The organism is Dehalogenimonas etheniformans (assembly GCF_014672715.2).
GTDB classification, from domain to species: domain Bacteria; phylum Chloroflexota; class Dehalococcoidia; order Dehalococcoidales; family Dehalococcoidaceae; genus Dehalogenimonas; species Dehalogenimonas etheniformans.
Window position 1 is genome coordinate 1,607,611 of sequence record NZ_CP058566.2, and the last position, 21,546, is coordinate 1,629,156.

Sequence of the window (21,546 nt, forward strand, 5' to 3'; positions counted from 1 at the left end):
GAAGCTCTACCGGTTATTTTAGGACTCCAGCTTTTTCAGCTTCCCCGTTGCCTCTTTCACCGATTGTCCCTTTTTATAGATGCCCTTCCAGGGGTCGGGCCTGCGTTTCAACAATTCGAAAACATTACCAATGGTATAACCATCTGGTTTGAGTCCGGGTTTCTCAAGCTCCTCCCAGGTGATCGGGGCGGCGACTGACGGCGTTTTTCTGGCGCGCACCGAATAAGGGGCTACGGCAGTCTGGCTGAAGTGGTTGCGGTTCACATCGATGAACACCCGGTTGCCTCGCTTTGCCTTGGACATTTCTGTGGTGGTGTCATCCGGATGCCGGCTCTGGTAAAACCTGGCAACCCTCAATGCAAAATTATGGACTGTCTCGAAATTGTCGCTACGATCGAGCGGTACAGTTACGTGCAGGCCGCGGCCGCCGGTTACTTTGAGATAACTTTTCAGGCCGAGGTCATCGAGAAATTCCTTGAACCCAAAGGCTGTCTGTCGAACCGGCTCGAACGAATCGGTCTGTGGGTCAAGATCGAAAATCATCAGGTCCGGGTAATCCGCCTTGTCCCCTCTGGCCAGGGCGGTGTGCAGGACGATGACAGCCTGCTGTGCGAAATAAACCAGGTCCGCCGCGGAATCCGCCGACGCATAGTCGACGATCTCTCTTTGTCCTTGCGAAATCCGGGTAATCCAGGACGGATAGCTCGACGGGGCTTGTTTCTGGAAGAAACCCTCGGCTTCAACACCATCAGGAAACCGCTGGAATGACAGCGGCCTCCCCTCCAGGTGCGGCAACATTACCGGGGCGATTTTCAGATAGTACCGGATAAGATCGCTTTTGGTCGTGCCGTCCGGAAAGAAAACCTTCTCAAGGTTGGTCAGTTCGATTTCATGCCCGTCGAGGCTGGTCTTGATTTTCTGAGGCATAATCTAAATATAACAACTTGAGCGTCAAGCGCCAAGCTCGTCGCATTACGATGTGCATGATTTTCATCGTTATGTAAAAAGAAGGGGCGGGTTTCAGACCCGCCCCAACTTATCCGAGGTGGCGACACTATTCAGGCTGGTAGAGTTACCGCGTTCTGGGCCGCAGTCGGCAGAGTGATGTTTACCGGCTGGTTCACTTTGTTGAAGGTTTGGGATAAGACCATAGTGATGGTCATCGTCTGCCCCTGGCTGTCTACGTTAAGCCCTAAAGCCATGTCCATCTTCGCAGGCAGGTAGCTGGCGGTGCTGACCCAGATGGTCACGTCCAGCTGCTTGAACGCCTGGGCGGCATTGGCGATCCCCATATCGGCTAGGTCGCTCCCGGAGGCGCCGAGGTAGGACATGAATTTGTCCATGTTCGGATTGATTTTTAATTTGTAGCACTGGACTCCCCCGATGCTCTCGGTACCGACGATCTGCAGGGCTGCCGAGTCCAGGAGGATCTGGATCTGACTTCCGATATCCTGGGACGTCCACATCGCTGACAGGTCGGTTGCAGGTAAAACCTGTTTGTACCAGGTATTGGGATCCATCCCGGAGTCCTGGACTTCGCCTTTTATGTACATCGTATCGTTTATCAGATACATCTGCTCGTTCATCGCGACTGTTTCGCCGAATCCCGAGGAGGAACCGGTGATCACGGTGAACAGTTTTTTGCCCGGTTTATCTACCGCCATCGTTCCTGTCATGTCGATCTTCATATCCATGCCAAAAAGGTTCATCGACATGTTTGTCGAAAGTGAGCCTTCGAACGTATTCATTCCGGCTGAAGCGGTGTTGATCAGCTTCAACAGGACATCGGGCGCCGGAGTGGTCGGAGGCGGGGTTGTCGTCGGCGGATTGGTCGTCGACGAGGTTGTGGTCGTCACCGGGTTATTGGAGGTGGGTGGCGGCGAAGCCGTGTCATTGCCGCCGCAGGACGAGGCAATGATGGCGATTAACGCCAGGCCAGCCAAAATAGAAAGGATTTTAGATCTAATCATCTCTGATCTCCATAATTTAAGTCCGGATAACAATGATACACCCTGAAGCAAGGCTTGGGAATAATCCGATAGTACTATACCCAAACCGGTTTGAAACTTATCGCTCTCGGCGCAAAAAATATATCCTCAAAAACGACACGAAACGCTTGACACCCAAAGAAACACCCGTGCTATAATACCCGCTGTGAAGATATTAGAACCTATGTACTTGATAGGTTCGTTCCCGTTCTTCCGATGCTTGCTGCGGTTGCGATGCAAACAGGCAATTGTTTTTTCGGCCGGTTAGTCGTTTCCAGCAAAAATGAACGTAAAATCCAAGTCGTTTCCCGAAAAACGTGTCAATAGTGAAAATTCAAAAGAACAATTGCAACAGCAACGCCCTGTTGTCCGCTATCCGTAAGGCACAGCCTGCCGTCCCGATGCAACTGACAACTGTAAACTGTGAAAATTGATAACTAACCGGTGGTCTGAACTTGAACCGCCCGCAGGCAGGCGTTAAGATTACAGGATACCGCCAAACGGAGTCACATTTGATGATCGACAGATACGAGCCCCAGGAAATAGAAAAGAAATGGCAGGCCAAATGGGCCGCCGATAACCTTTACCACGTACCTGATGATTCGCCCAAGCCGAAGTGGTACGCGCTCACCATGTTCCCCTACACCTCCGGCGACCTGCATATCGGCCACTGGTACGCGATGGCCCCCTCCGACGTTTACGCCCGCTACAAGCGGATGATGGGCTTCGATGTCCTGCACCCCATGGGCTTCGACGCCTTCGGTTTCCCGGCGGAGAACGCCGCCATTAAGCGCGGCATCCATCCCCGCATCTGGACGGAGAAGAACATCGAGAACATGCGTAAGCAACTCAAATCCATGGGCTGCTGCTATGACTGGGATCGCGAGGTTGTGACGTCCCGACCCGATTATTACAAATGGACCGAGTGGTTCTTCCTGAAACTGTATGAGGCCGGTCTGGCCTACCGGGCCAAAGCCCCGGTCAACTGGTGTCCATCATGTCAGGCGGTCCTGGCCAATGAGCAGGTTATCGGCGGTGGTGAATGTTGGCGCTGCGAGACTCAGGTGGTCCGCAAGGACCTGGTGCAATGGTTCTTCAAGATCACTAAGTACGCCGACGAACTCAAAGACCATGAAGGATTGGACTGGCCGGAGCGCATCAAGATCATGCAGCGCAACTGGGTAGGCAAGTCCACCGGCGCCGAGATCGAGTTCAACCTGGACGTTCCCGGTGTCGCCGAGAAGAAGATCAAAGTCTTCACCACCCGGCCCGATACCGTTTACGGAGTGACTTTCATGGTACTGGCGCCGGAGCATCCGTTGGTCGAAAAAATCACGACGCCGGCGCAGAAAGCCGCGGTTGAAGCCTATGTTGATAAGGCCCGCCGCCTGACAGAGATCGATCGCCTGTCGACAGAACACGAGAAAGACGGCGTTTTCACCGGCGCATATGTAATCAATCAGCTCAACGGCGAGCCAGTGCCGGTATGGATCGCCGACTATGTTATCTGGAGCTACGGCACCGGAGCTGTCATGGCGGTGCCCGCCCACGACGAACGCGACTTCGCCTTCGCTAAAAAGTATAAGCTGCCCGTCCGCGTGGTTATCGCCCCTCCCGGTTATGAGGGCGGCCCCATCCCCGAAGCCTACGTCGGCGAAGGAAGAATGATCAATTCCGCTCAATTCAACGGCAAACCAAGCGCCGAAGCTTTCGACGGCATCATCGATTGGATGGAATCCCAGGGCTTCGGTAAAAAAGCGGTCAGTTATAAACTCAGGGACTGGCTGATCTCGCGACAGCGCTATTGGGGCGCGCCCATTCCGATGATTCACTGCGATAAATGCGGCATCGTGCCGGTACCCGAAAAAGACCTGCCTGTGCTATTGCCGGAAGAAGCGGAGTTCAGGCCCACGGGTGAGTCGCCGCTCAAGTACGTCGAGAGTTTCGTTAATACGACTTGCCCTAAATGCGGCGGTCCTGCCAAACGCGAAACCGACACAATGGACACTTTCATGTGTTCCAGTTGGTATTTCCTGCGTTATTGCTCGCCGCACGACGCTAAAGAAGCCTTCGACCCGGAGAAAACAAAAAAGTGGATGCCGGTGGATATCTACACCGGCGGCGCCGACCATGCCGTGATGCACCTCTTCTATTCGAGGTTCTTCACTATGGCATTGCGCGACATGGGACGCCTGCCCTTCGGCGAGCCGTTCAAGAGGCTTTTCAACCAGGGCGTCATCACCAGCCAGCATCAGAAGATGTCCAAGAGCAAGGGCAACGTCGTAAATCCGGACAAGTACGTTGGCGAACTCGGCGCCGACACTGTTCGCGCCTACCTCATGTTCGTCGGACCGTGGGAACTAGGCGGTGATTGGAACGATTCCGGCATCGGCGGCATGTCCCGCTGGTTCAACCGCGTCTGGAAACTGGCATTGGAGGAGTACACACCAACAGATTTCGGTTCCGATGCGGACGCGGCTCTTACCCGCAAAACTAACCAGGTCGTTCGCAAAGTGAATCAGGATATCGACAAGCTCCAGTTCAACACCATGCTGGCGGCTCTGATGGACTACACCAACTACCTGGCGACGGCAAAAGATACCGGGAAAGTGTCGATCGAAACCTGGAACAAGGCTATCGAAAGCTTGACGCTGATGCTGGCTCCGACTGCGCCTCACCTAACCGAAGAAATATGGCAGCGCCTGGGTAAACCATATAGCATTCATAATCAGTCATTCCCGTCGTGGGATGACGAATTGGCCAAGGAACCGGAAATCACACTAGTGGTGCAGGTAAACGGCAAAGTACGCGCCCGGATCCAAGCACCTGCTGATATTACCGAGTGCCAGGCTACCGACCTGTCCATGTCCAACGACAGGGTCAAAGAGTTCAGTGCCGGGAAGACGGTCAAAAGCGTGGTCTACGTTCCCGGCAAATTGGTCAACGTCGTCGTCGTATAGGGCGACCTGCCGGTCGCCCGCCTGGTCTGTCCTTTCCCCCGGGTGGGAAAGGACTTAAAGGAGAGGGCATCATGAAAATAGCGTTTATCGGCGGCGGCAACATGGGCCGCGCCATGATCTCTGCCATCATCGATAAGGGGCTGGCTGAGCCCGAAGACATCACCGTCGCCGACGTTAAAGAGGAAAGCCGCGAGGCTATCGTCCTGGACCTCGGCGTTTTTGCGACGCCGTCAAACCTGGCCGCGGTCAAAGATGCCGAAGTGATTATACTGGCTATCAAACCGCAGAACCTGGCAGATGTCACTGCCGACCTTGCCGGAAAGCTCGATAGCTGCCAGTTAGTCTTATCTATTATCGCCGGAAAGAAAATCTCGACTCTGGTCGACGGGTTCAAGCATCGGGCGGTTGTCCGTGTAATGCCCAATACCCCGGCACAGATAGGTAGAGGCATGAGCGTTTGGACTGCCACCGAGGTGGTCAGTCCGAAGCAAAAAGAATCCACCCAAAAGATCCTCACCGCCATGGGGCAAGAGCTGTTCACACCGGATGAGAACGACCTTGACAAGGCCACGGCTCTTTCAGGCAGCGGTCCAGCCTATTTTTTCCTGTTTATGGAAGCCCTCGTCGATGCCGGCGTGAAAATGGGCTTCAGTCCCGAGGTCGCGCGGCAACTGGTGCTCCAGACCGCTTCGGGCTCCGCAGAGTATGCCTGCCTTTCCGGTCGAGACCTGATGGAATTACGACGGATGGTCACCTCGCCCGGTGGCACCACTGCAGAGGCGATCAAGGTATTTGAATCCGGCGATTTCAAGGGTCTGGTGAATAAGGCTGTCGAGGCAGCTTTACGGCGGGCTAAAGAGCTGGGCGTCTAGTTTCGGAGGGCACGATGGAAAAACCAAAATCGACCGACGAATATATTAAAAGTTTTCCCGCAGATATCCAGGGCATTCTTGAAGAAATCCGCCGGGTCATCAAAGGGGCAGCTCCCGAATCTACAGAGGTTATCAGTTATGGCATGCCGGGATTCAAATTAGATAACCATTTACTCTTATGGTTTGCGGCTTTCAAGGACCATATCAGTCTTTTCCCGACCAGTTCCGGCGTTGACGCTTTCAAGGCAAAATTGAAAGAATTCAAGGTGTCGAAGGGGACGATCCAATTCCCGCTGGATAAGCCGATCCCCTATGATTTAATCCGAGAAATAACCGGGTTCAGGGTGAAGGATCCCGCCAGGCACGGTTCGAAGTATTAACAGGCGCGGGGTAGCTATGCTCGTAACGTGGCGCCGAGCTGGGTCATCAACGTTGATACGATCTCGGCCATGACCTTATCCACTTCTGCGTCCGTAAGCGTTGCAGCCGGCGACTGGAAAACCAGCCGGTAAGCCAGCGATTTCTTGCCGTCCGGAACCTGTTTGCCTGAATAGACGTCGAACAACCGGACTTCCTTAAGCAAGGTGAAAGCGGAAAGGATATCTGACACCTGTTTGTGGGTTACGGACTCGTCCAAAACCAGGGCGATATCACGCATCACTGCTGGATATTTGGGCAGCGTCTGGTAGGTACGGCCGGGCCTTACTTTGGGTAATAAAGCCGTCAGGTTGATTTCAAAGAGGAAAGCCCTATCTTCGATATCGAAATTCTTAAGTACCTTGGGATGGACTTCACCAAGCACCCCGAAATTGACGCCGGCTACAGAGAGTTGGGCCTGGTGACCGGGGCGCAAACCGGAGTCAGTCCCCGGTTCGAGTGTATAAGGCAAATTCATTCGCCCGAGAATTGTCTCCAACAGACCTTTCGCGTCATAGAAATCAAACGGGCGCTTGCATTGCTGCCATCCCATCGGTTCTGCTTCGCCCGCAATGATGCCGCAGACCATTTCAGGTTCAGCCGGCAACGCCCCCGGCTTTGAATGATAAGCCCGGCCGATCTCGAAGAATCTGAGTCCGCCTTCTTCGAAGCGACGATTGGAGGACACAGCGTCCAGCAACGGGGCTCTCAGATTAGTGCGAAGGCATTCCTGTTCGGATGACATCGGGTTCAACAATTTTACCGGCTCAGCGATAAGTTTTCCGTCCGCCGTAGCGCGCTGTAAAGCGTCGAAACTGGACAATGAAAGCGACATCATTTCCTGGAAGCCAAAACCGGCAAGAGCGATGCGCCATAATTTCTTGAAGGCTAAAATCGGCGGGCCGACTCGTCTGGGAATATCTCCGGAAAGGGGACGGGTGGGCAAATTATCATAGCCATAGATCCTGGCGACCTCTTCGATCATATCTTCGACGATGTTCAGATCGGTCCGCCACCAGGGGCAATAAACTCGGAGGAATTGAGTTTCGCCGCCGGCGCCATATTCAGCTTCATCGACGGTTTCCCAATAGAAATCGATCGCTAAAGCCCTGAAAGCCCTGAGTATCTTGTCGTATCCGAGGTCAGTACCGAGCACCAAATTGAATCGGGATGCCGGAACCTGGATGCCGATCCTGGCTTTCTTGCTCGGAAAGACATCGATCAGTCCGGTGGCTGCCTGGCCGCCACAGATCTGCAGAACAAGCTGTACAGCCCTTTTCAGAGCGTGGATCGCCATTTCCGGGTTCAGGTTCCTCTCGAAGCGCATTGAGGCTTCAGAACCCAGTTTCAAACGATGAGAAGTATGGTGGATGCCCGTGGAATTGAAGCTGGCGGATTCGAGGATGATGTCCGTGGTCTCAGCCGATACTTCCGAATTAGCGCCGCCCATGACTCCCGCGATGGCTATTGCTTTCCCGGCGTCGGCGATCATCAGAGTGTCGCTCGAAAGTATCCGCTCTTCGCCGTCCAATGTGACGAACTTTTCGCCCTCGGCGGCGCGCCGGACGTTGATTTTGCCTCCGGCAACCTTCGACATGTCGAAGGCGTGCATCGGCTGGCCATATTCCATCATCACATAATTGGTGATGTCCACGATGTTGTTGATGGGGCGCATGCCCACCGCCGTCAGGCGCTTCTTAAGCCAGTCAGGCGATTCCGCAATTTTCACGCCTTTGACAATTGCCGCCGTGTAACGGGCGCAAAGATCCGGCGCGTCGATGGCAACCGACAGCAGCGAGTTGACGTCCGGACCTTTTTCCTCATAGGCGGTATCCGGCAGTCTGATGGATTTGATCTCCATCTGGGGAATGTCTTTAGACACGGTGACAGCAAAAATCTCGCGGGCGATGCCGGTTATGGACATGCAGTCGACCCGGTTGGGGGTGATATCCAGTTCGAGCACCTTGTCGCCAAGAACTTCAGCCAATTTGGTACCGACGATCGATTCGGGCGGAAGTTCAAGGATGCCCTCGTGGCGGTCGGAAATACCTAACTCACGCTCGGAAAGGACCATCCCCCTGGATTCCACGCCACGGATGACGGCGGCTTTGAGTTCCATCGGCTGACCGGTATGACCGTCAGTGAGCTTGGTGCCGATACCGGCAAAGGCAACTTTCTGGCCGACAGCGACATTCGGCGCGCCGCAAACAACTTTAGGTTGCTCGGCACCGGTATTGACGGTGACTAGCCTGAGTCTGTCGGCATTGGGGTGGGGTTCCACAGCCAGAACCTCAGCAACGACGACACCTTCCCAGGCGGGAACGGTATAAGAAATCGCGGACACTTCATTGCCGGCAAGTGTCAGCTTTTCAGCGACCTCTTCAACCGGAATGTTGATATCAACGTAATCTTTAAGCCAGGAAATCGGGGCTTTCATCTAGAATTGCCTCAGGAAACGCAAATCATTTGAATAGAACAACCTGATATCATCGATTCCGTAACGCAGCATCGGCAGCCGTTCGACGCCGATACCGAAAGCAAATCCGGTATAGGTCTGGGGATCAATGCCGACTCCTTCGAGTACCTTGGGGTGGACCATGCCGGCGCCCAGGATTTCCAGCCAGCCGGTGTCGCCGCACAGACGGCAACCAGCGCCCTTACAAACGGCGCATTCGACTGCCATCTCCACTCCCGGTTCGACGAAGGGGAAGAAATCGCAGCGGAAACGGACGCGGCGGTCCGGGCCGAAGAAGCGCCGCGCGAACTCAAAGAGGGTACCTTTAAGGTCCGCCAGCGATACATTCCTGTCAACCATGAGGCCTTCAACCTGGTGGAACATGGGCATGTGAGAGGCATCCGTGGCCTCATAGCGGAAAACGCGCCCGGGAACCACGATGCGGATCGGCGGTTCTTTGTACTTCTCCATGAAACGGACCTGCATCGGCGAGGTGTGAGTCCGGAGAAGAACGTGCCGGTCACCTTGGGCATCGGCTTCATCGACCCAAAAAGTTTGCATTGTATCCCTGGCCGGGTGTTCCTTGGGGATGTTCAGGGCGTCGAAATTATAGCGGTCGAGTTCGACTTCGGGGCCCTCGATCACCGAAAAACCAAGGCTGGAAAAGATGTCGGTAATTTCGTTGACAATGCGGGTCACCGGATGCAGTTTGCCGGATAGCCACGGGCGACCCGGCAGGCTGATGTCAATTCCAGAGACAACCTTTAACGACTCTTCGTTAATCGCATCTTCCCTGGCCTTGAGCGCGGTTTCAAGCTCTTCACGGACGACATTGGCGTCCGCACCGACAGCTTTCCGTTCTTCAACGGGCAGATTAGCCAGCCCGCGAAGGATGATGTTCAGATCGCTTTTTTTCCCGAGATATGCAACCCGCCAAGACTCAAGCGCATCTTCGGTGTTCGCGGACGACAGTTCAGCCAGGGCTTTTTGTTTAAGATTTTCGAGTGAAGTGTTTTCTGTCATTTCAGTAACTTACAAGACACCGATTATAGCCAGTCACCCACCATTGGGTCAAATCATCTGTAAACTTCATTGCCTATTTTACCCCGCCCATCCCCGATGTTATCATTAGCCATGCCCGCCGCGTTCGAAATCCGTAATCTCACCAAACACTACAAGGATGTCACTGCCGTCGATAATCTTTCCCTCGATATTTTCGAAGGTGAATGCTTCGGACTCCTGGGCCCCAACGGCGCCGGCAAAACTACCCTGGTAAAAATGCTGACCACCACGTCTCCCTTAACCAACGGAACCATCCACGTAATGGGCATGGACCTGCAAAAGGAACCGCGGCAAATTAAGGCCTTTTATGGTGTGGTGCCTCAAGGCGACAACCTGGATCCCGAACTTTCGGTCATCGAGAACCTGACTACTTTCGCAAGGTATTTTGAGATCCCAGGGGAAGCAGCCAAGAATCGAGCTAATGAAGCGCTCTCCTTGTTCAAGCTTGAGCACAAAGCCCAGGGGAAGATAAAAAACCTTTCGGGTGGCATGAAACGGCGTCTTCTGCTCGCCCGCGCCCTTATCAATAACCCACTAATTATCATCCTCGACGAGCCTACGGTAGGTCTGGATCCCCAGTCCAAATACCTGGTTTGGCAAAAATTGAAGGAATTGAAGAGCCGGGGAGTGACCCTGCTGCTGACCACTCAGAACATGGATGAGGCGGCGGTGCTTTCAGACCGTGTGGCTATCATGCACCAAGGCAAAATTCTCGCTCTGGATACGCCAAAAGGTTTAGTTGAAAAACACGTCGGCAACCGTGTTGTCGAAATCCTGCCTGAAGAACAGTGCCGCGGAGAGCTCCTCGCCGAACTCAACAAGCGAGGCTATGAATTTGAAGAGGTGGAAAGCATATTCCAGGTTTTTCATTCCGAGACAGACACGTTGTGTGCCGATCTGGGGAAACTCGGTTTCAACGTGTGGCAGCGGCTCGGAACCCTTGAAGACGTATTTATCAAGTTGACCGGCCGGGGACTGGTGGAATGATCCAGCTACCCTCGCTCCGGGCTATCCACATGTGGCAGCGCAACCGGGATGTTTTCGTGAGGCTCTGGTGGTCGCTGGCACCGGCATTCATGATCGAACCAATTCTACTGCTTTTGGCAATCGGCCTGGGGTTCGGAGCCTATATCGGCGTCATTCAAGGTGAGGAGTACATCAATTACATCGTCCCGGGTATTCTGGCCAGCTATGCCATGACCACCGCAACCTTCGAAGCAACTTATGGCGCCTATTTCCGAATGGAGTATAGGCGTACTTACGACGCCATTCTGGCGACGCCTCTTAACATCGAAGATATCGTAACCGGCGAGATCTTGTGGGGTGCAACACGCTCGGTTATCACCGCCACGATCATCGTGGTCGTCTCCCTGTTTTTTGGTTTATTGAATTCATGGTGGGCTCTGTTGATTCCAGTCGCCGCCGGTCTAGTGGGATTCCTCTTTTCCTGCCTTGCCATAATCTTCGTTTCCGTGGCTTCTTCGGTCTATAGCTTCAACTACTACTTCACATTGTTCATCGCGCCGATGACCTTCTTTTCCGGCGCCTTCTTCCCGTTGGACAACCTTCCGTCAGCGGTCAGCCGCGTATCGCCATTTTTACCTTTGACTCATTCGGTCAGACTGATGAGATCGCTGGTCACCGGTGAGTTTTCCTCATCGGCGATCTTTTCTCTCATCGTTATCATCGCCGCCACAGCGGTCTTCTTTCTTGCCGCCGCAGCGGTTATGAGACGCCGAGTATTGGAATAATCCCGGAAGGCTATTCTCGTTCGGATTGTTCAATTCAATTGCTTTATGTCGACTTTCATAATAGAATGAATGCCAGTGTTTCACCCTTTCCCAGAAAATAGGCGTCTGTCTGCCTGAACGACATGGCAAGACAGTATTTATATGCCCGATAGCGAAGCCACACACAACCCCGACTCAAGACCACCCGCCGTTGACAAAAAGCCCGACGGCGCCAAGCTGAACCCCGAGCTAATATCCAGGGAACACCGGAGAGGCTCGCGTCCGGGCGATGTCGTAGTTAGAGTAAAAAGGCCGAAGGGGTTCCAGAAAGTCGGACCCGGACATTTCCTGGCAACTCCAGAAGCAAACATACCTGAAGGCAGGCTTGACCGGATATTTCTTGCGATAAAGCGCATCTTCATCGGCCTGCCGCTGGCAAACGTCGAGGAGTCTCAAGAACGGCTGGGCGTTGGCAAAGCCCTGGCGGTATTCGGCTCCGATGCCATCTCGTCCTCTGCATACGCAACCGAAGCCGCGCTGCTCATCCTCATGACCGCCGGCAGTGCCGCTCTGCATATCTCACTTTACACCTCGATAGCAGTGGCGGTTGTTTTCGCGATTGTAGTGTTTTCGTATCGTCAAATAGTCTACGCATACCCCCAGGGTGGAGGCGCATACAACGTCTCGAAAACCAATTTAGGTAAAATGCCCAGTTTGATCGCGGCCGCAGCGCTCGTTATCGATTACGTTCTCACAGTCGCGGTTTCGATCGTCGCCGGAGTTCAAGCGATCACGTCGGCGCTGATCGTCTCAGGCCATGGGCACTGGATCCAGATACTGAACGATAAACTTCCGGGGGTTGCCGAACCCGCCGTGGTTCTCTGTCTCGTTTTTATCGGCTTGATGACTCTAATTAACCTGCGCGGAGTTCGGGAATCCGGCACCGTATTTTCAATCCCTACGTATCTCTTCATAATCGGGATGATAGCCGTCCTTACTATCGGCATCTTCAAATCGATCAATGGCACGTTAGAGCCAGCCTCACCTCCACCAATAATTCCCGTTCTAGCCCCGGTGACGCTGTGGCTGATTCTTCATGCTTTTTCCTCCGGTGCCGTCGCTATGACAGGTACCGAAGCCATTTCCAACGGGGTGCCGTCCTTTAAACCGCCGGAATCACGCAAAGCGGCCCGAACCATGACCTTAATGGCCATATGTCTCGCTGCTTTCTTCCTCGGTATAAGCTTTTTGGCTAATCACATGCACCTGGTCCCCGGGACCGAAACCATAATCTCCCAGACAGCTTTAGCTGTTTTTGGCCCTAACATCGTCTATTATGTATTTCAGATCGCTACTATGGGTATCCTGGTAGTTGCGGCGAACACTGCTTTCTCGGGCTTCCCTCGATTAGCTTCTGTATTGGCTGCCGACGGCTTCATGCCCAGGCAGTTCCTTTTCAAAGGTGACCGACTGGCTTTCTCTACCGGAATTTTAGCTCTGGGAATCGCAGCGTCATTACTCGTGGTTTTATTCCAGGGTAATATTGGCAGCCTGATCAACTTGTATGCCATCGGCGTATTCCTCGCATTCAGTCTGTCAAATTCCGGAATGGTCATACACTGGTTCCGCGTTAAGACAAAGGGCTGGCGGATGAATATGGTTATCAACGGCACGGCAGCAGTGATGACCGCAGTGATCCTGTTCATCGCCATTGTCACCAAGTTTGCCGAGGGCGGCTGGATAGTAATAGTAATGGCTCCAGTGATCGTTTTAATCCTCCTTGCGACTCGCGACCACTATGACCGCACTGCTGCGCAACTTCGCATTACAGAGCGGGAGGTTCTTCCGGCAAAGTTGGAGCAGCTGGCAATCCTGCCTATAGACGATGTCAATCGGGCCTCTCTCCGAGCCATGGCTTTCGTCCGCACGATCTCGACTGAGTCGTTGGTGCTTCACGTATCAACAAATCCAGAACGATCTGAGCGTCTGAAGCAAAAAATGAAGAAATTCGCCCCGGATTTCAAGCTAGTTATTGTTGAGTCGCCCACCTCCTCCTTCGTACAGCCGATGATCACTTACATCAACGCGATTCACAGTCAATCTCCGGAAACCCTGGTGACGATTGTTTTCCCGGAATTCATCACTGCCCGGTGGTGGGAGCAATTCCTGCACAACCGCACCGCCCGGCGCCTCTACCGCGTGTTCGAAAAACATCCCAATGTGGCAGTCGTCCTTGTTCCCTATCAATTGGTTAAGTAGTTCTATGGACAAATTCAAAAAAGCGCTCGCTGCCTACATAGAGGTGTTAGCCAGGAGTTCGATAGAATCGAAAACTCCCGGAGATCAGAGTTTGTACCAGTTCCACCTCGCTCAAGCCGCATTGATGTTCCTGGCTATCGAAAAAGACGAATCGATTGATAAGCTTAAACAGATCGTCGGAATGGTGAGGCAGGTATATCAACTGAATCCGTTGCGAAGCCCGCCAGGAAAAGCGGCAACGGACGCTTTCATGATATTTGCTAGTTTCGTTGAGTCCGCCTGATTTTTTGATCGTCGCTTTGTTCCGGTGCGATTCACTAACGTCAGGTTCATTTGGACAAAGGAAGCCCGTTCGTGGTGAGCTTGTCGAACCATAACGGGCGATCCATCTCTGATACTCCTCTTCATCGGGCGACAAGCTCAGAACCAGTCCTCAGCGAATGAGTGGGAAAACATTGATGCTCCAACAATGTTAAACTTTTAGTAATTATTCTCCATATCTTGACGCTGCTCTCTGCCACGCCTACAATCGTCTTATGAGCAGCTACGATGTAATTATCATCGGCGGGGGGCCTGCCGGACTTTTCAGCGCGCTTGAACTATCGGGGAACAAAAATCTCAAAATTCTGCTCCTGGAAAAGGGCCGCGATATTGACGAACGTACCAATATCGTCAGCGGCTTGGGAGGAGCGGGCGCTTTCTCCGATGGCAAACTCACCCTTTCATCAAAGGCTGGCGGTCACCTGGTGGAATACGTCGGTGAAGTGGCAGCGGAGAAACTTATCGAGCATGTCGATAAGGTCTGGCGCGATTTCGGCGCGCCCGCCAATCTCTTCGGAACCGGTCCCGGTGTGGCAGAAATCGAACGCCGGGCTTCCCTGGCCGGGTTACGCCTGGTGCCGCTGCCAGTCCGCCACCTGGGAACAGAACGTTGCCCCGCGGTGCTGCGAGCAATCAGGGACCACCTCAAAAACCTTGTTGAAATCCGGGTTAATACACCTGTTACTCGTATTGTAGAAAGAGACGGCAAGCTAGTCGGTGTCGAGATCGCTGATGGGGTAACTATCGAGGCAAAGAACGTCATTGCCGCACCGGGGCGCGAGGGCGCCGACTGGCTGATGAAACAGGCTAGGGCTCTTGGGCTCTCGTTGGCGACCAATCCGGTTGACGTAGGCGTGCGCGTCGAATTGCCCAACGCTTTTCTGGACAACCTCACCACCGTCCTTTACGAGGCTAAACTGGAATATCTATCAAAGAGTTTCGACGACCGCATCCGCACCTTTTGCATGTGCCCGCAGGGCACCGTGGTGCGAGAGACCACGGGAGGAGAGGATCCGGTGACCACGGTCAACGGTCAGAGCTTCGCCTCTCACGATAGCCCAAATACCAACTTCGCTCTTCTGGTCTCCACTCAATTCACTGAACCTTTCAAAGAACCCATCGCCTACGGTAAATATATTGCGAGACTGGCAAACATCCTGGGTAGCGGTGTGTTGGTGCAGCGCTTAGGCGATCTCAAGAAAGGGCGACGTTCAACACCCGAACGCATTGACCGCGGCCTTGTGCGTCCGACATTGGAATCCGCTACCCCCGGCGATCTATCCTTCGTCCTGCCCTACCGCCACCTCACGGGACTCCTCGAAATGCTGGAATCGATGGATAAACTCTCCCCAGGCGTCGCTTCAGACCACACGTTGTTGTATGGAGTCGAAGTGAAATTCTACTCGTCGCGGCCCAAACTCTCGGCCGGATTCGAGACCGAACTGCCCGGTCTCTTTGCCATTGGCGACGGGGCAGGCATTTCCCGAGGTTTGGTTCAAGCCAGCGCTTGTGGAGTAGTGGCGGCACGGGCGATATTGGCAAAGCCGGGATAAATCATGGAAAACGATAAAGCCATCGAAATCTTGAGGAAGATGCTGGAAAAGCCTTCTCTCGACGCGGAAGAAAAGGAAGCGGTGATGACTGCGCTAGGGATGCTGGGTTGGGTGAAGTTATCAAAAAGCCGGATGAAGTTAATAAAAGAAAAACGCGATCAGAGCCTCAAATGGCAATGATCCGCAATAACGATGAAGGCGCCTCTCGGCGCCTCATCGTTTGACCAGTTTACCTGGTTTCCGTTACTTTTTGCGCCCCTCAACGTAGTGCTCGATGGCCGCGGTCATGAACCTGGGCATATCCGGATGGAATTTGAGGTAGAAAGCGGCGAAGCGCTCGTCTTCTGAATACATTCTCCCCAGCCCGAGGATCATCTCATCGGTATAGTGGTGGAAGTTTTCCATGAGCTGCCGCCAGCGGGCGATCTGCTCCTGAACTTCCTTGCTCTCCGGCCCCTTTTCCATATTGGCGACGATCTTGTGGTAGGTCTGGCCGAACTCCGCCTGCAGGGCGTCCCACTTCTCCTTGCCCATAGCCGTGACGCGGGCTTCGGAATCGGCGATGGTCTTTTCGCCGTATTTTTCTCGGGCTTCTTTTCGGATTGCCTCGACCTCTTTGTCGGAAAAGCCCTTGTAGTAGTCCTTGATTTCCATTTCTTTTTCTCCTTTCAATTTCCTGATCGTCCTGTTAACCGTCGTCAGCAACTCACCCAGCCTATCCGCCTTCTCCTTGAGCAGCTCGCGATGCGATTCCAGGGCGGACAGCAGGTCGAAGTCCGGTTTCTCCATGATAGCCTTGATTTCGGACAGCCCGAAACCCAGCTCTCGGAAGAACAATATCTGCTGCAGGCGGAGGGCGGCAGCGTCATCGTAACGACGGTAACCGGACCCCGAATACGATTCAGGTTTCAGAAGCCCGATCTTATCGTAGAACTGAAGGGTGCGCGTACTGACGCCGGAGATTTTTGCCAGCTCACCGGTGGCGTAGCTGCGAGCGATAGCCAAGACTTTTTTCCTTTCTTACCCATTTATCGATCGATAGAAAGTAGTATAAACTATGACGTTACGTAATAGTCAAGGGCAGGAGTTGGAAAAACAAAAAACTCAGCATCAGAAGATGCCGAGTTAATGGGTCGCTTATCTTATCTACTTGGCGTTTTGCAGCTTCTCTATCACACCATTCAATGTCACTTCTTGCTGTTTGAGCTGCTTGCGATATTCAGGAGTGCTGGTATCGGTGATCTCCATACGGAAATCAGACTTATAATTATTTAAGATGTCCAGTACCAGATCGCGTTCCTCGGGGGTGAAGGAAAGGGTCAACATATTTCTTCCTCCTCGTTTCAGATTGTATTTTCATTGTAGCATCGAATTTTGGCATCCCAAAAATCGTTGCACGAGGAAGAGTATTCCTTTGATTGAAGAAGGCCTTAATGTTTGAACGCCTGGTTAGCCAGGGCATCAGCTTCCTGGTTGCGTTCGCGGGGAATGTAGGAATATTTGACGCTTTTGAACCTGGACTCGAGAGCTTTAACCTTGGCATACAAAAGCGCCAGGCCCGCGTTCTTTACCTGGTACTTGCCGGAGAGTTGCTTGACTACCAGTTCAGAATCAGCTTTAAGGTGCAAATCCGTCGCACCTAATTTCGTTGCTTCTTCGAGAGCCGTTATCACCGCGTGATACTCAGCCTGGTTGTTAGTCATGTTGCCAAGTCCGCGGCAAATCGACTTGAGTACCTGCCCCGAAGGAGTCCGGATGATAACACCTAAGGCCGAAGCTCCGGGGTTGCCCCGGCAGGCGCCGTCGGTGTTGGCAATCAATTGTGTCAACTATTCACTCCAGATACAAAATGCGATTGCAGTTGGTGCAACGTACAATCTCCCCGGTACGAGCGCGGTGCAACCATGCCGCGGTCACGGCTATCCCACAAGCCCGGCAGATTGCCTGTTCAACTTTGGAGACAGCTCTGCCTTTCTGTTTTCTAAGGGACTGGTATTGAACTTGCACATACGATGGAATCTCGGGTAAAAGCGCGGCTCGGCGAGTCTCGAGTTCGGAAGTTTCAGCCGCGACAACCTCCAACTGGCCGATGAGTTCACGTTTATGAGTGTCCAGAGTTTCCTTATGCCTTTGCAAAGCTGTCTCGGCATCGGAAATCGAATGTTCTAGAGCCTCAACCGCTTCCATCAGCGCAAGCGATTTGTCTTCAAAAGGAATCCGGTGGCCCCGCAGCAGTTCGATATCTTTCTGCAGGGTGGTGAGTTCTTTCGGGCTGGTAATCCGGCCGCTATAAAGCTTTTCCTCATAGCCTTTGATCCGGTCTGTAAAATCGTCAACCTGCGCATCATTTTCCCGAAGTTCATGTTGCAGGCCTCTGAGTTCGGTTTGTTGTTTGTTAATTGCGTTACGTTCGACAGCCAGCGGATCGGCCGCCAGTTCATTTTCAATTCGCCCGGATTTCTCTCTGGCGGCGTCATGTGCCAGATCGATTTCCTGAAGTTGAAATAACAGCCTGGGGATATTCACAACCCTATTGTAAATGCTGGAGTAATCGACTTCAATCCGCTCAGTAAATCGGACAATCTTGCCAGTTTTCCCTTTTTAAGGTAGGCTATGATAGATATTTTTAAGAGTGGTCAGGGATGATTGACAACATCTTCGGATTCTTCTTCGGCGGCTTTTTTGGATTCATCGCTTTTCTATTCAGCGTCGTCCTGTATTTTTTACCAACCATAATTGCTGTGGCAGGACGCCGCCGCAACACTTTTGCTATTTTCCTGTTGAATCTTCTTCTTGGCTGGACATTCATCGGGTGGGTCATAGCGCTGGTTTGGTCGGTTAAGAAGTAAACAAAATTACTTGAAATTGGAAAAAAGGCGGGGTAAAACCCCGCCTTTTTATTTCGTCCGGGTGATTATATTCAGAACATAGCCCACCTGACATTTTTCGCTCTGGCGCGTTCTAAAATATTTTTGTTAAAAGTATTGACATTGCCCCAACCCACCCATAAAATGGGTAAACGTGGTAAATTGTGGGAGATACGGGGGCTCCCAATAGATGCTGTTTTTCGGCGAGTTCCATTACAAATTAGACGAAAAAGGCCGCCTGCCGGTGCCGCCCCATTTTCGCGGACCGCTGCAGGAAGGAATCGTGTTTGCGCCGGGCATCGACGGTTGCATTGACGCCTATTCCAACAAGGCATGGGAGGTATTTTCCTCGGGAATCGCCGCCGCGTCAACCAGTCCTTCAAAGCTGCGAAAACTCAAACGCACCATGTTCGGCCAGGCTTTTCCGGCATCGATCGACGGCCAGGGGAGGATTTCACTGCCCGAACCGCTACGTACTTACGCCGGTATCAAGACCGAGGCGGTGGTGGTCGGCGTATCGGATCACCTGGAAATCTGGAGCAAGTTCGCCTGGGATAAAGAGAAGGCCGACGACCAGGACCAGGTCTGGCAAATCATGGAAGGGTTGGAAAAACGCTGATGTTTCGAAAATCGAGAATCGAAAATCGAAAATCGAATTCAGCGCATATCCCGGTCATGCTCGACGAGACGCTGCAGGCTCTAGCCGTTGGCCCCGGCGGGCGTTACATCGACGGAACGGTCGGCGCCGGCGGTCATGCCCGCGCCATCCTGGAGCTTGCCGCCCCCGGCGGTCAACTCCTTGGCTTCGATGCCGATCCGAATAGCCTTAAGACCGCAAGCCGGAACCTGATGGGCTTTGAGGGTTCCTACCTCCTGGTAAACCAGAATTTCGATACCATGGAAGCCGTCGCCCGGGCCAACGATTTCTACCCCGTTCATGGTATTGTCCTGGACCTCGGCCTGGCGTCGATGCAGCTCTCAGAGTCCGGCCGGGGCTTTTCATTTCAATACGATGCGCCGCTTGATATGCGCTTTTCACCGGATCAGAAACTGACCGCCACCGAAATTATCAATACTTACGCTGAATCAGAAATCGCCGATATTCTCTGGCGCTACGGCGAAGAACGTTTCAGTCGGAAGATCGCCCGGCGTATCATCGAAACACGCCCAATCAAGACAACAACCGAACTCGCAAGCCTGATTGCCAGGACTATCGGGCGCGGCGGCGACATTCACCCGGCCACCCGCACCTTCCAGGCGCTCCGCATCGCCGTCAATGAGGAACTCACCAAACTTGAAAGCACCCTGGAACAGGCGACGAGGCTGCTGGGTTTCGACGGGAGATTGGTGGTTATCAGCTACCACTCGCTGGAGGACCGCATCGTCAAGCAGTTCATGCAGCAGGAATCAACCGACTGCATCTGCCCGGCTGATCTGCCCGAGTGCCGCTGCGGCCACGCCGCCAGGCTGCGCATTTTGAATAAGAAAGTCGTCACCCCTTCCGAAGACGAATTACAAGCTAATCCAAGAAGCCGCAGCGCCAAGCTGCGGGCTGCCGAGCGCATCCTCAGCCGTGAGGAGGCGGGGACGCTCGAGGACCATTTTTTTCTAAGCGAGAGAAACACGAGAGTGGCTAGGTATGGCCTTGAGGCGGGCATCCCTAACAACCTGAGCGAACTGGCTGAGTTCGCCTGCACCGCTCCTTCGGGCCCTGTAAGAAGGAGGGCAGCGATGTGAAAAAGGCGAAAAGCCTGAATATGAAAGTACAAACCGGGTAACTTTAAAAACAAATTAAGGAGGAGGAAATGAAACGTAGGGTCGTCACGGCTATCGATGTCGGTACCACCAAGATCTGTACCGCCATCGCTGAAATCACTGAAAGCGGGGCCACCCAGGTTATAGGGGTAGGTATCAACCCGTCCCACGGCCTGCACAAAGGGCTGGTGGTCAACATCAACGACGCCGCCGCATCTATCCGCGAGTCCATCAGAAAAGCGGAACAGGCCGCCAATTACAAGGTCGAATCCGCCTATGTCGGCGTCACCGGCCGCCATGTCAGTTCGGTAAACAACAAGGGTGTAGTATCCATCACTAGGGGCGACCGTTTGGTCCGCCCGGACGATCTCAAGCGTGTCTTGAACAGCGCTCAATCTATCAAAGTCCCCAACGATCGAAAACTGCTCCACGTTATCCCGCGCAATTACGCCATCGACGGCCAGGTCGGCGTCAGGAACCCGGTCGGCATGCATGGCTTCAGATTGGACGTCGAGACCCATGTCATCACCGCCGCTTCTGCGTCTGTGCAGAACCTGGTCAAGTGCATCCGCGGGCTGGGCATCGAGATCGATGACCTGGTCCTCGAACCCCTGGCCTCCAGCGAGGCGGTGTTGACCGAAGACGAGAAACAGGTCGGCGTCGTGCTGGCTGATGTCGGCGGCGGCACCACCGACGTCTGCATCTTCAAGGATGGTTCTATCTGGCACACCGCCATTCTCCCCGTTGCCGGATACCAGCTCACCCGCGATGTGGCCATAGGCCTCGGCCTGCCCTTCGATGTGGCCGAAGAGATGAAGAAGCGCTACGGTTCGGTAATGCCGGTCTATGAGAGCCGGATGGAACAGAACCCCATCTCCGAGGACGGCCACGGCATCAGCTACCAGGACCTGTGCGATATTCTTCGCGCCCGGATCGAGGAGATCACCAGGCTCGTCCTGCTTGAGCTGCCCGGCCAGGACTACGAGAGTATCGTGCCCGCGGGCATCGTCTTCACCGGCGGTTCCTCTAATATCGCCGGACTGGAAACTCTGGGCCGCGATCTCACCCGCCTGCCGGTCAGGGTCGGTATGCCGGGTAACATCTACGGCCTGACTGATGCCCTGAGAGATCCCGCCTACGCCACCGGCGTCGGCCTGCTGCTCTGGGGCGCCAAGAACCAGCCCAAAGCCAAGAGTTGGAATCCCTTCGCCTTCTTCGATCGAGTAAAAGGCCTTCTGGCCAAGTTCAAATTCGGCAGTCCGGCCGCCCCGACCAAAAACAGCTAAATTAAAATTAAATGAGACGGA

General features: G+C 53.6%; 21 protein-coding genes. 13 read left to right on the top strand and 8 right to left on the bottom strand.

Annotation, left to right across the window (positions count from 1 at the left end; translation table 11 throughout):
• Positions 1–18: 18 nt before the first annotated feature.
• Both ligD and HX448_RS08025 read right to left on the bottom strand, forming a co-directional pair.
• Entirely contained in the window at positions 19–927 is a 909-nt protein-coding gene (gene ligD / locus HX448_RS08020) for a non-homologous end-joining DNA ligase (protein ID WP_102331754.1), read from the bottom strand.
• Between the two features lie 131 nt (positions 928–1,058).
• Positions 1,059–1,970 (bottom strand): DUF6612 family protein, encoded by a 912-nt coding sequence (locus HX448_RS08025; protein WP_162485890.1) that lies wholly within the window; start codon positions 1,968–1,970, stop codon positions 1,059–1,061.
• Positions 1,971–2,503: 533 nt separating this feature from the next.
• Here HX448_RS08025 and leuS point away from each other — a divergent pair.
• The 3 genes from leuS to HX448_RS08040 all read left to right on the top strand — a co-directional run bounded on the left by leuS (position 2,504) and on the right by HX448_RS08040 (position 6,200).
• On the top strand, positions 2,504–4,948 hold the full coding sequence (gene leuS / locus HX448_RS08030; RefSeq protein ID WP_102331757.1) for a leucine--tRNA ligase: 2,445 nt from the start codon (positions 2,504–2,506) through the stop codon (positions 4,946–4,948).
• A gap of 71 nt (positions 4,949–5,019) precedes the next feature.
• On the top strand, positions 5,020–5,820 hold the full coding sequence (proC, locus tag HX448_RS08035) for a pyrroline-5-carboxylate reductase (RefSeq protein WP_102331758.1): 801 nt from the start codon (positions 5,020–5,022) through the stop codon (positions 5,818–5,820).
• Between the two features lie 14 nt (positions 5,821–5,834).
• Entirely contained in the window at positions 5,835–6,200 is a 366-nt protein-coding gene (locus tag HX448_RS08040) for an iron chaperone (protein WP_102331759.1), read from the top strand.
• A gap of 14 nt (positions 6,201–6,214) precedes the next feature.
• Here the strand turns inward: HX448_RS08040 and pheT are convergent, their stop codons facing one another.
• Both pheT and pheS read right to left on the bottom strand, forming a co-directional pair.
• Positions 6,215–8,674, bottom strand: a complete 2,460-nt coding sequence (pheT, locus tag HX448_RS08045; protein WP_102331760.1) for a phenylalanine--tRNA ligase subunit beta — start codon at positions 8,672–8,674, stop codon at positions 6,215–6,217.
• Positions 8,675–9,715 (bottom strand): phenylalanine--tRNA ligase subunit alpha, encoded by a 1,041-nt coding sequence (gene pheS / locus HX448_RS08050; protein ID WP_102331761.1) that lies wholly within the window; start codon positions 9,713–9,715, stop codon positions 8,675–8,677.
• A 111-nt stretch (positions 9,716–9,826) separates the two neighbouring features.
• Here pheS and HX448_RS08055 point away from each other — a divergent pair, with 111 nt between their 5' ends.
• The 6 genes from HX448_RS08055 (at position 9,827) to HX448_RS08080 (ending at position 15,797) form a co-directional block, all read left to right on the top strand.
• Positions 9,827–10,741: an ABC transporter ATP-binding protein gene (locus HX448_RS08055; RefSeq protein ID WP_102331762.1), complete on the top strand. Its 915-nt coding sequence runs from the start codon at positions 9,827–9,829 to the stop codon at positions 10,739–10,741.
• The gene (locus tag HX448_RS08060) at positions 10,738–11,505 is read left to right on the top strand and encodes an ABC transporter permease (RefSeq protein ID WP_226846723.1); all 768 of its coding nucleotides are present in this window, start codon (positions 10,738–10,740) and stop codon (positions 11,503–11,505) included. Before HX448_RS08055 ends, HX448_RS08060 begins: the two co-directional genes overlap by 4 nt.
• 141 nt (positions 11,506–11,646) lie before the next feature.
• A complete protein-coding gene (locus HX448_RS08065; protein ID WP_102331763.1) occupies positions 11,647–13,743 on the top strand; it encodes an APC family permease in 2,097 nt (698 codons plus the stop codon).
• A gap of 4 nt (positions 13,744–13,747) precedes the next feature.
• Positions 13,748–14,026, top strand: coding sequence for a hypothetical protein (locus tag HX448_RS08070; protein ID WP_102331764.1), 279 nt, complete (start codon positions 13,748–13,750; stop codon positions 14,024–14,026).
• Positions 14,027–14,279: 253 nt separating this feature from the next.
• Positions 14,280–15,617, top strand: a complete 1,338-nt coding sequence (locus tag HX448_RS08075) for an NAD(P)/FAD-dependent oxidoreductase (protein ID WP_102331765.1) — start codon at positions 14,280–14,282, stop codon at positions 15,615–15,617.
• A 3-nt stretch (positions 15,618–15,620) separates the two neighbouring features.
• Positions 15,621–15,797, top strand: coding sequence for a hypothetical protein (locus HX448_RS08080; protein ID WP_162485891.1), 177 nt, complete (start codon positions 15,621–15,623; stop codon positions 15,795–15,797).
• Between the two features lie 63 nt (positions 15,798–15,860).
• Here the strand turns inward: HX448_RS08080 and HX448_RS08085 are convergent, their stop codons facing one another.
• The 4 genes from HX448_RS08085 to HX448_RS08100 all read right to left on the bottom strand — a co-directional run bounded on the left by HX448_RS08085 (position 15,861) and on the right by HX448_RS08100 (position 18,143).
• Positions 15,861–16,622, bottom strand: coding sequence for a MerR family transcriptional regulator (locus tag HX448_RS08085; protein WP_102331766.1), 762 nt, complete (start codon positions 16,620–16,622; stop codon positions 15,861–15,863).
• Between the two features lie 141 nt (positions 16,623–16,763).
• Complete coding sequence (locus HX448_RS08090; RefSeq protein ID WP_102331767.1) at positions 16,764–16,943, bottom strand: hypothetical protein; 180 nt, start codon at positions 16,941–16,943, stop codon at positions 16,764–16,766.
• A 104-nt stretch (positions 16,944–17,047) separates the two neighbouring features.
• Positions 17,048–17,446 (bottom strand): ribonuclease HI family protein, encoded by a 399-nt coding sequence (locus tag HX448_RS08095; RefSeq protein WP_102331768.1) that lies wholly within the window; start codon positions 17,444–17,446, stop codon positions 17,048–17,050.
• 4 nt (positions 17,447–17,450) lie between these two features.
• Positions 17,451–18,143, bottom strand: a complete 693-nt coding sequence (locus tag HX448_RS08100; protein WP_102331769.1) for a zinc ribbon domain-containing protein — start codon at positions 18,141–18,143, stop codon at positions 17,451–17,453.
• A 128-nt stretch (positions 18,144–18,271) separates the two neighbouring features.
• Here HX448_RS08100 and HX448_RS08105 point away from each other — a divergent pair, with 128 nt between their 5' ends.
• The 4 genes from HX448_RS08105 to ftsA all read left to right on the top strand — a co-directional run bounded on the left by HX448_RS08105 (position 18,272) and on the right by ftsA (position 21,525).
• On the top strand, positions 18,272–18,466 hold the full coding sequence (locus HX448_RS08105) for a superinfection immunity protein (protein ID WP_102331828.1): 195 nt from the start codon (positions 18,272–18,274) through the stop codon (positions 18,464–18,466).
• A gap of 208 nt (positions 18,467–18,674) precedes the next feature.
• Positions 18,675–19,103 carry a division/cell wall cluster transcriptional repressor MraZ gene (gene mraZ / locus HX448_RS08110; protein WP_102331770.1) on the top strand — a complete coding sequence of 143 codons (429 nt, stop codon included), beginning with the start codon at positions 18,675–18,677 and terminating at the stop codon, positions 19,101–19,103.
• Positions 19,103–20,221: a 16S rRNA (cytosine(1402)-N(4))-methyltransferase RsmH gene (rsmH, locus tag HX448_RS08115; RefSeq protein ID WP_102331771.1), complete on the top strand. Its 1,119-nt coding sequence runs from the start codon at positions 19,103–19,105 to the stop codon at positions 20,219–20,221. Before mraZ ends, rsmH begins: the two co-directional genes overlap by 1 nt.
• A 68-nt stretch (positions 20,222–20,289) precedes the next feature.
• Entirely contained in the window at positions 20,290–21,525 is a 1,236-nt protein-coding gene (gene ftsA / locus HX448_RS08120) for a cell division protein FtsA (protein WP_102331772.1), read from the top strand.
• Positions 21,526–21,546 lie beyond the last annotated feature (21 nt).

What these genes read in the sequence shown, in the direction of transcription:
- ligD (WP_102331754.1), bottom strand. Translation starts at nt 927, where the DNA reads ATGCCTCAGAAAATCAAGACCAGCCTCGACGGGCATGAAATCGAACTG.
- HX448_RS08090 (WP_102331767.1), bottom strand. Translation starts at nt 16,943, where the DNA reads ATGTTGACCCTTTCCTTCACCCCCGAGGAACGCGATCTGGTACTGGAC.
- mraZ (WP_102331770.1), top strand. Translation starts at nt 18,675, where the DNA reads ATGCTGTTTTTCGGCGAGTTCCATTACAAATTAGACGAAAAAGGCCGC.
- HX448_RS08065 (WP_102331763.1), top strand. Translation starts at nt 11,647, where the DNA reads ATGCCCGATAGCGAAGCCACACACAACCCCGACTCAAGACCACCCGCC.
- pheS (WP_102331761.1), bottom strand. Translation starts at nt 9,715, where the DNA reads ATGACAGAAAACACTTCACTCGAAAATCTTAAACAAAAAGCCCTGGCT.
- HX448_RS08040 (WP_102331759.1), top strand. Translation starts at nt 5,835, where the DNA reads ATGGAAAAACCAAAATCGACCGACGAATATATTAAAAGTTTTCCCGCA.
- ftsA (WP_102331772.1), top strand. Translation starts at nt 20,290, where the DNA reads ATGAAACGTAGGGTCGTCACGGCTATCGATGTCGGTACCACCAAGATC.
- HX448_RS08075 (WP_102331765.1), top strand. Translation starts at nt 14,280, where the DNA reads ATGAGCAGCTACGATGTAATTATCATCGGCGGGGGGCCTGCCGGACTT.
- HX448_RS08080 (WP_162485891.1), top strand. Translation starts at nt 15,621, where the DNA reads ATGGAAAACGATAAAGCCATCGAAATCTTGAGGAAGATGCTGGAAAAG.
- proC (WP_102331758.1), top strand. Translation starts at nt 5,020, where the DNA reads ATGAAAATAGCGTTTATCGGCGGCGGCAACATGGGCCGCGCCATGATC.
- HX448_RS08070 (WP_102331764.1), top strand. Translation starts at nt 13,748, where the DNA reads ATGGACAAATTCAAAAAAGCGCTCGCTGCCTACATAGAGGTGTTAGCC.
- HX448_RS08025 (WP_162485890.1), bottom strand. Translation starts at nt 1,970, where the DNA reads ATGATTAGATCTAAAATCCTTTCTATTTTGGCTGGCCTGGCGTTAATC.
- HX448_RS08060 (WP_226846723.1), top strand. Translation starts at nt 10,738, where the DNA reads ATGATCCAGCTACCCTCGCTCCGGGCTATCCACATGTGGCAGCGCAAC.
- pheT (WP_102331760.1), bottom strand. Translation starts at nt 8,674, where the DNA reads ATGAAAGCCCCGATTTCCTGGCTTAAAGATTACGTTGATATCAACATT.
- leuS (WP_102331757.1), top strand. Translation starts at nt 2,504, where the DNA reads ATGATCGACAGATACGAGCCCCAGGAAATAGAAAAGAAATGGCAGGCC.
- HX448_RS08055 (WP_102331762.1), top strand. Translation starts at nt 9,827, where the DNA reads ATGCCCGCCGCGTTCGAAATCCGTAATCTCACCAAACACTACAAGGAT.
- rsmH (WP_102331771.1), top strand. Translation starts at nt 19,103, where the DNA reads ATGTTTCGAAAATCGAGAATCGAAAATCGAAAATCGAATTCAGCGCAT.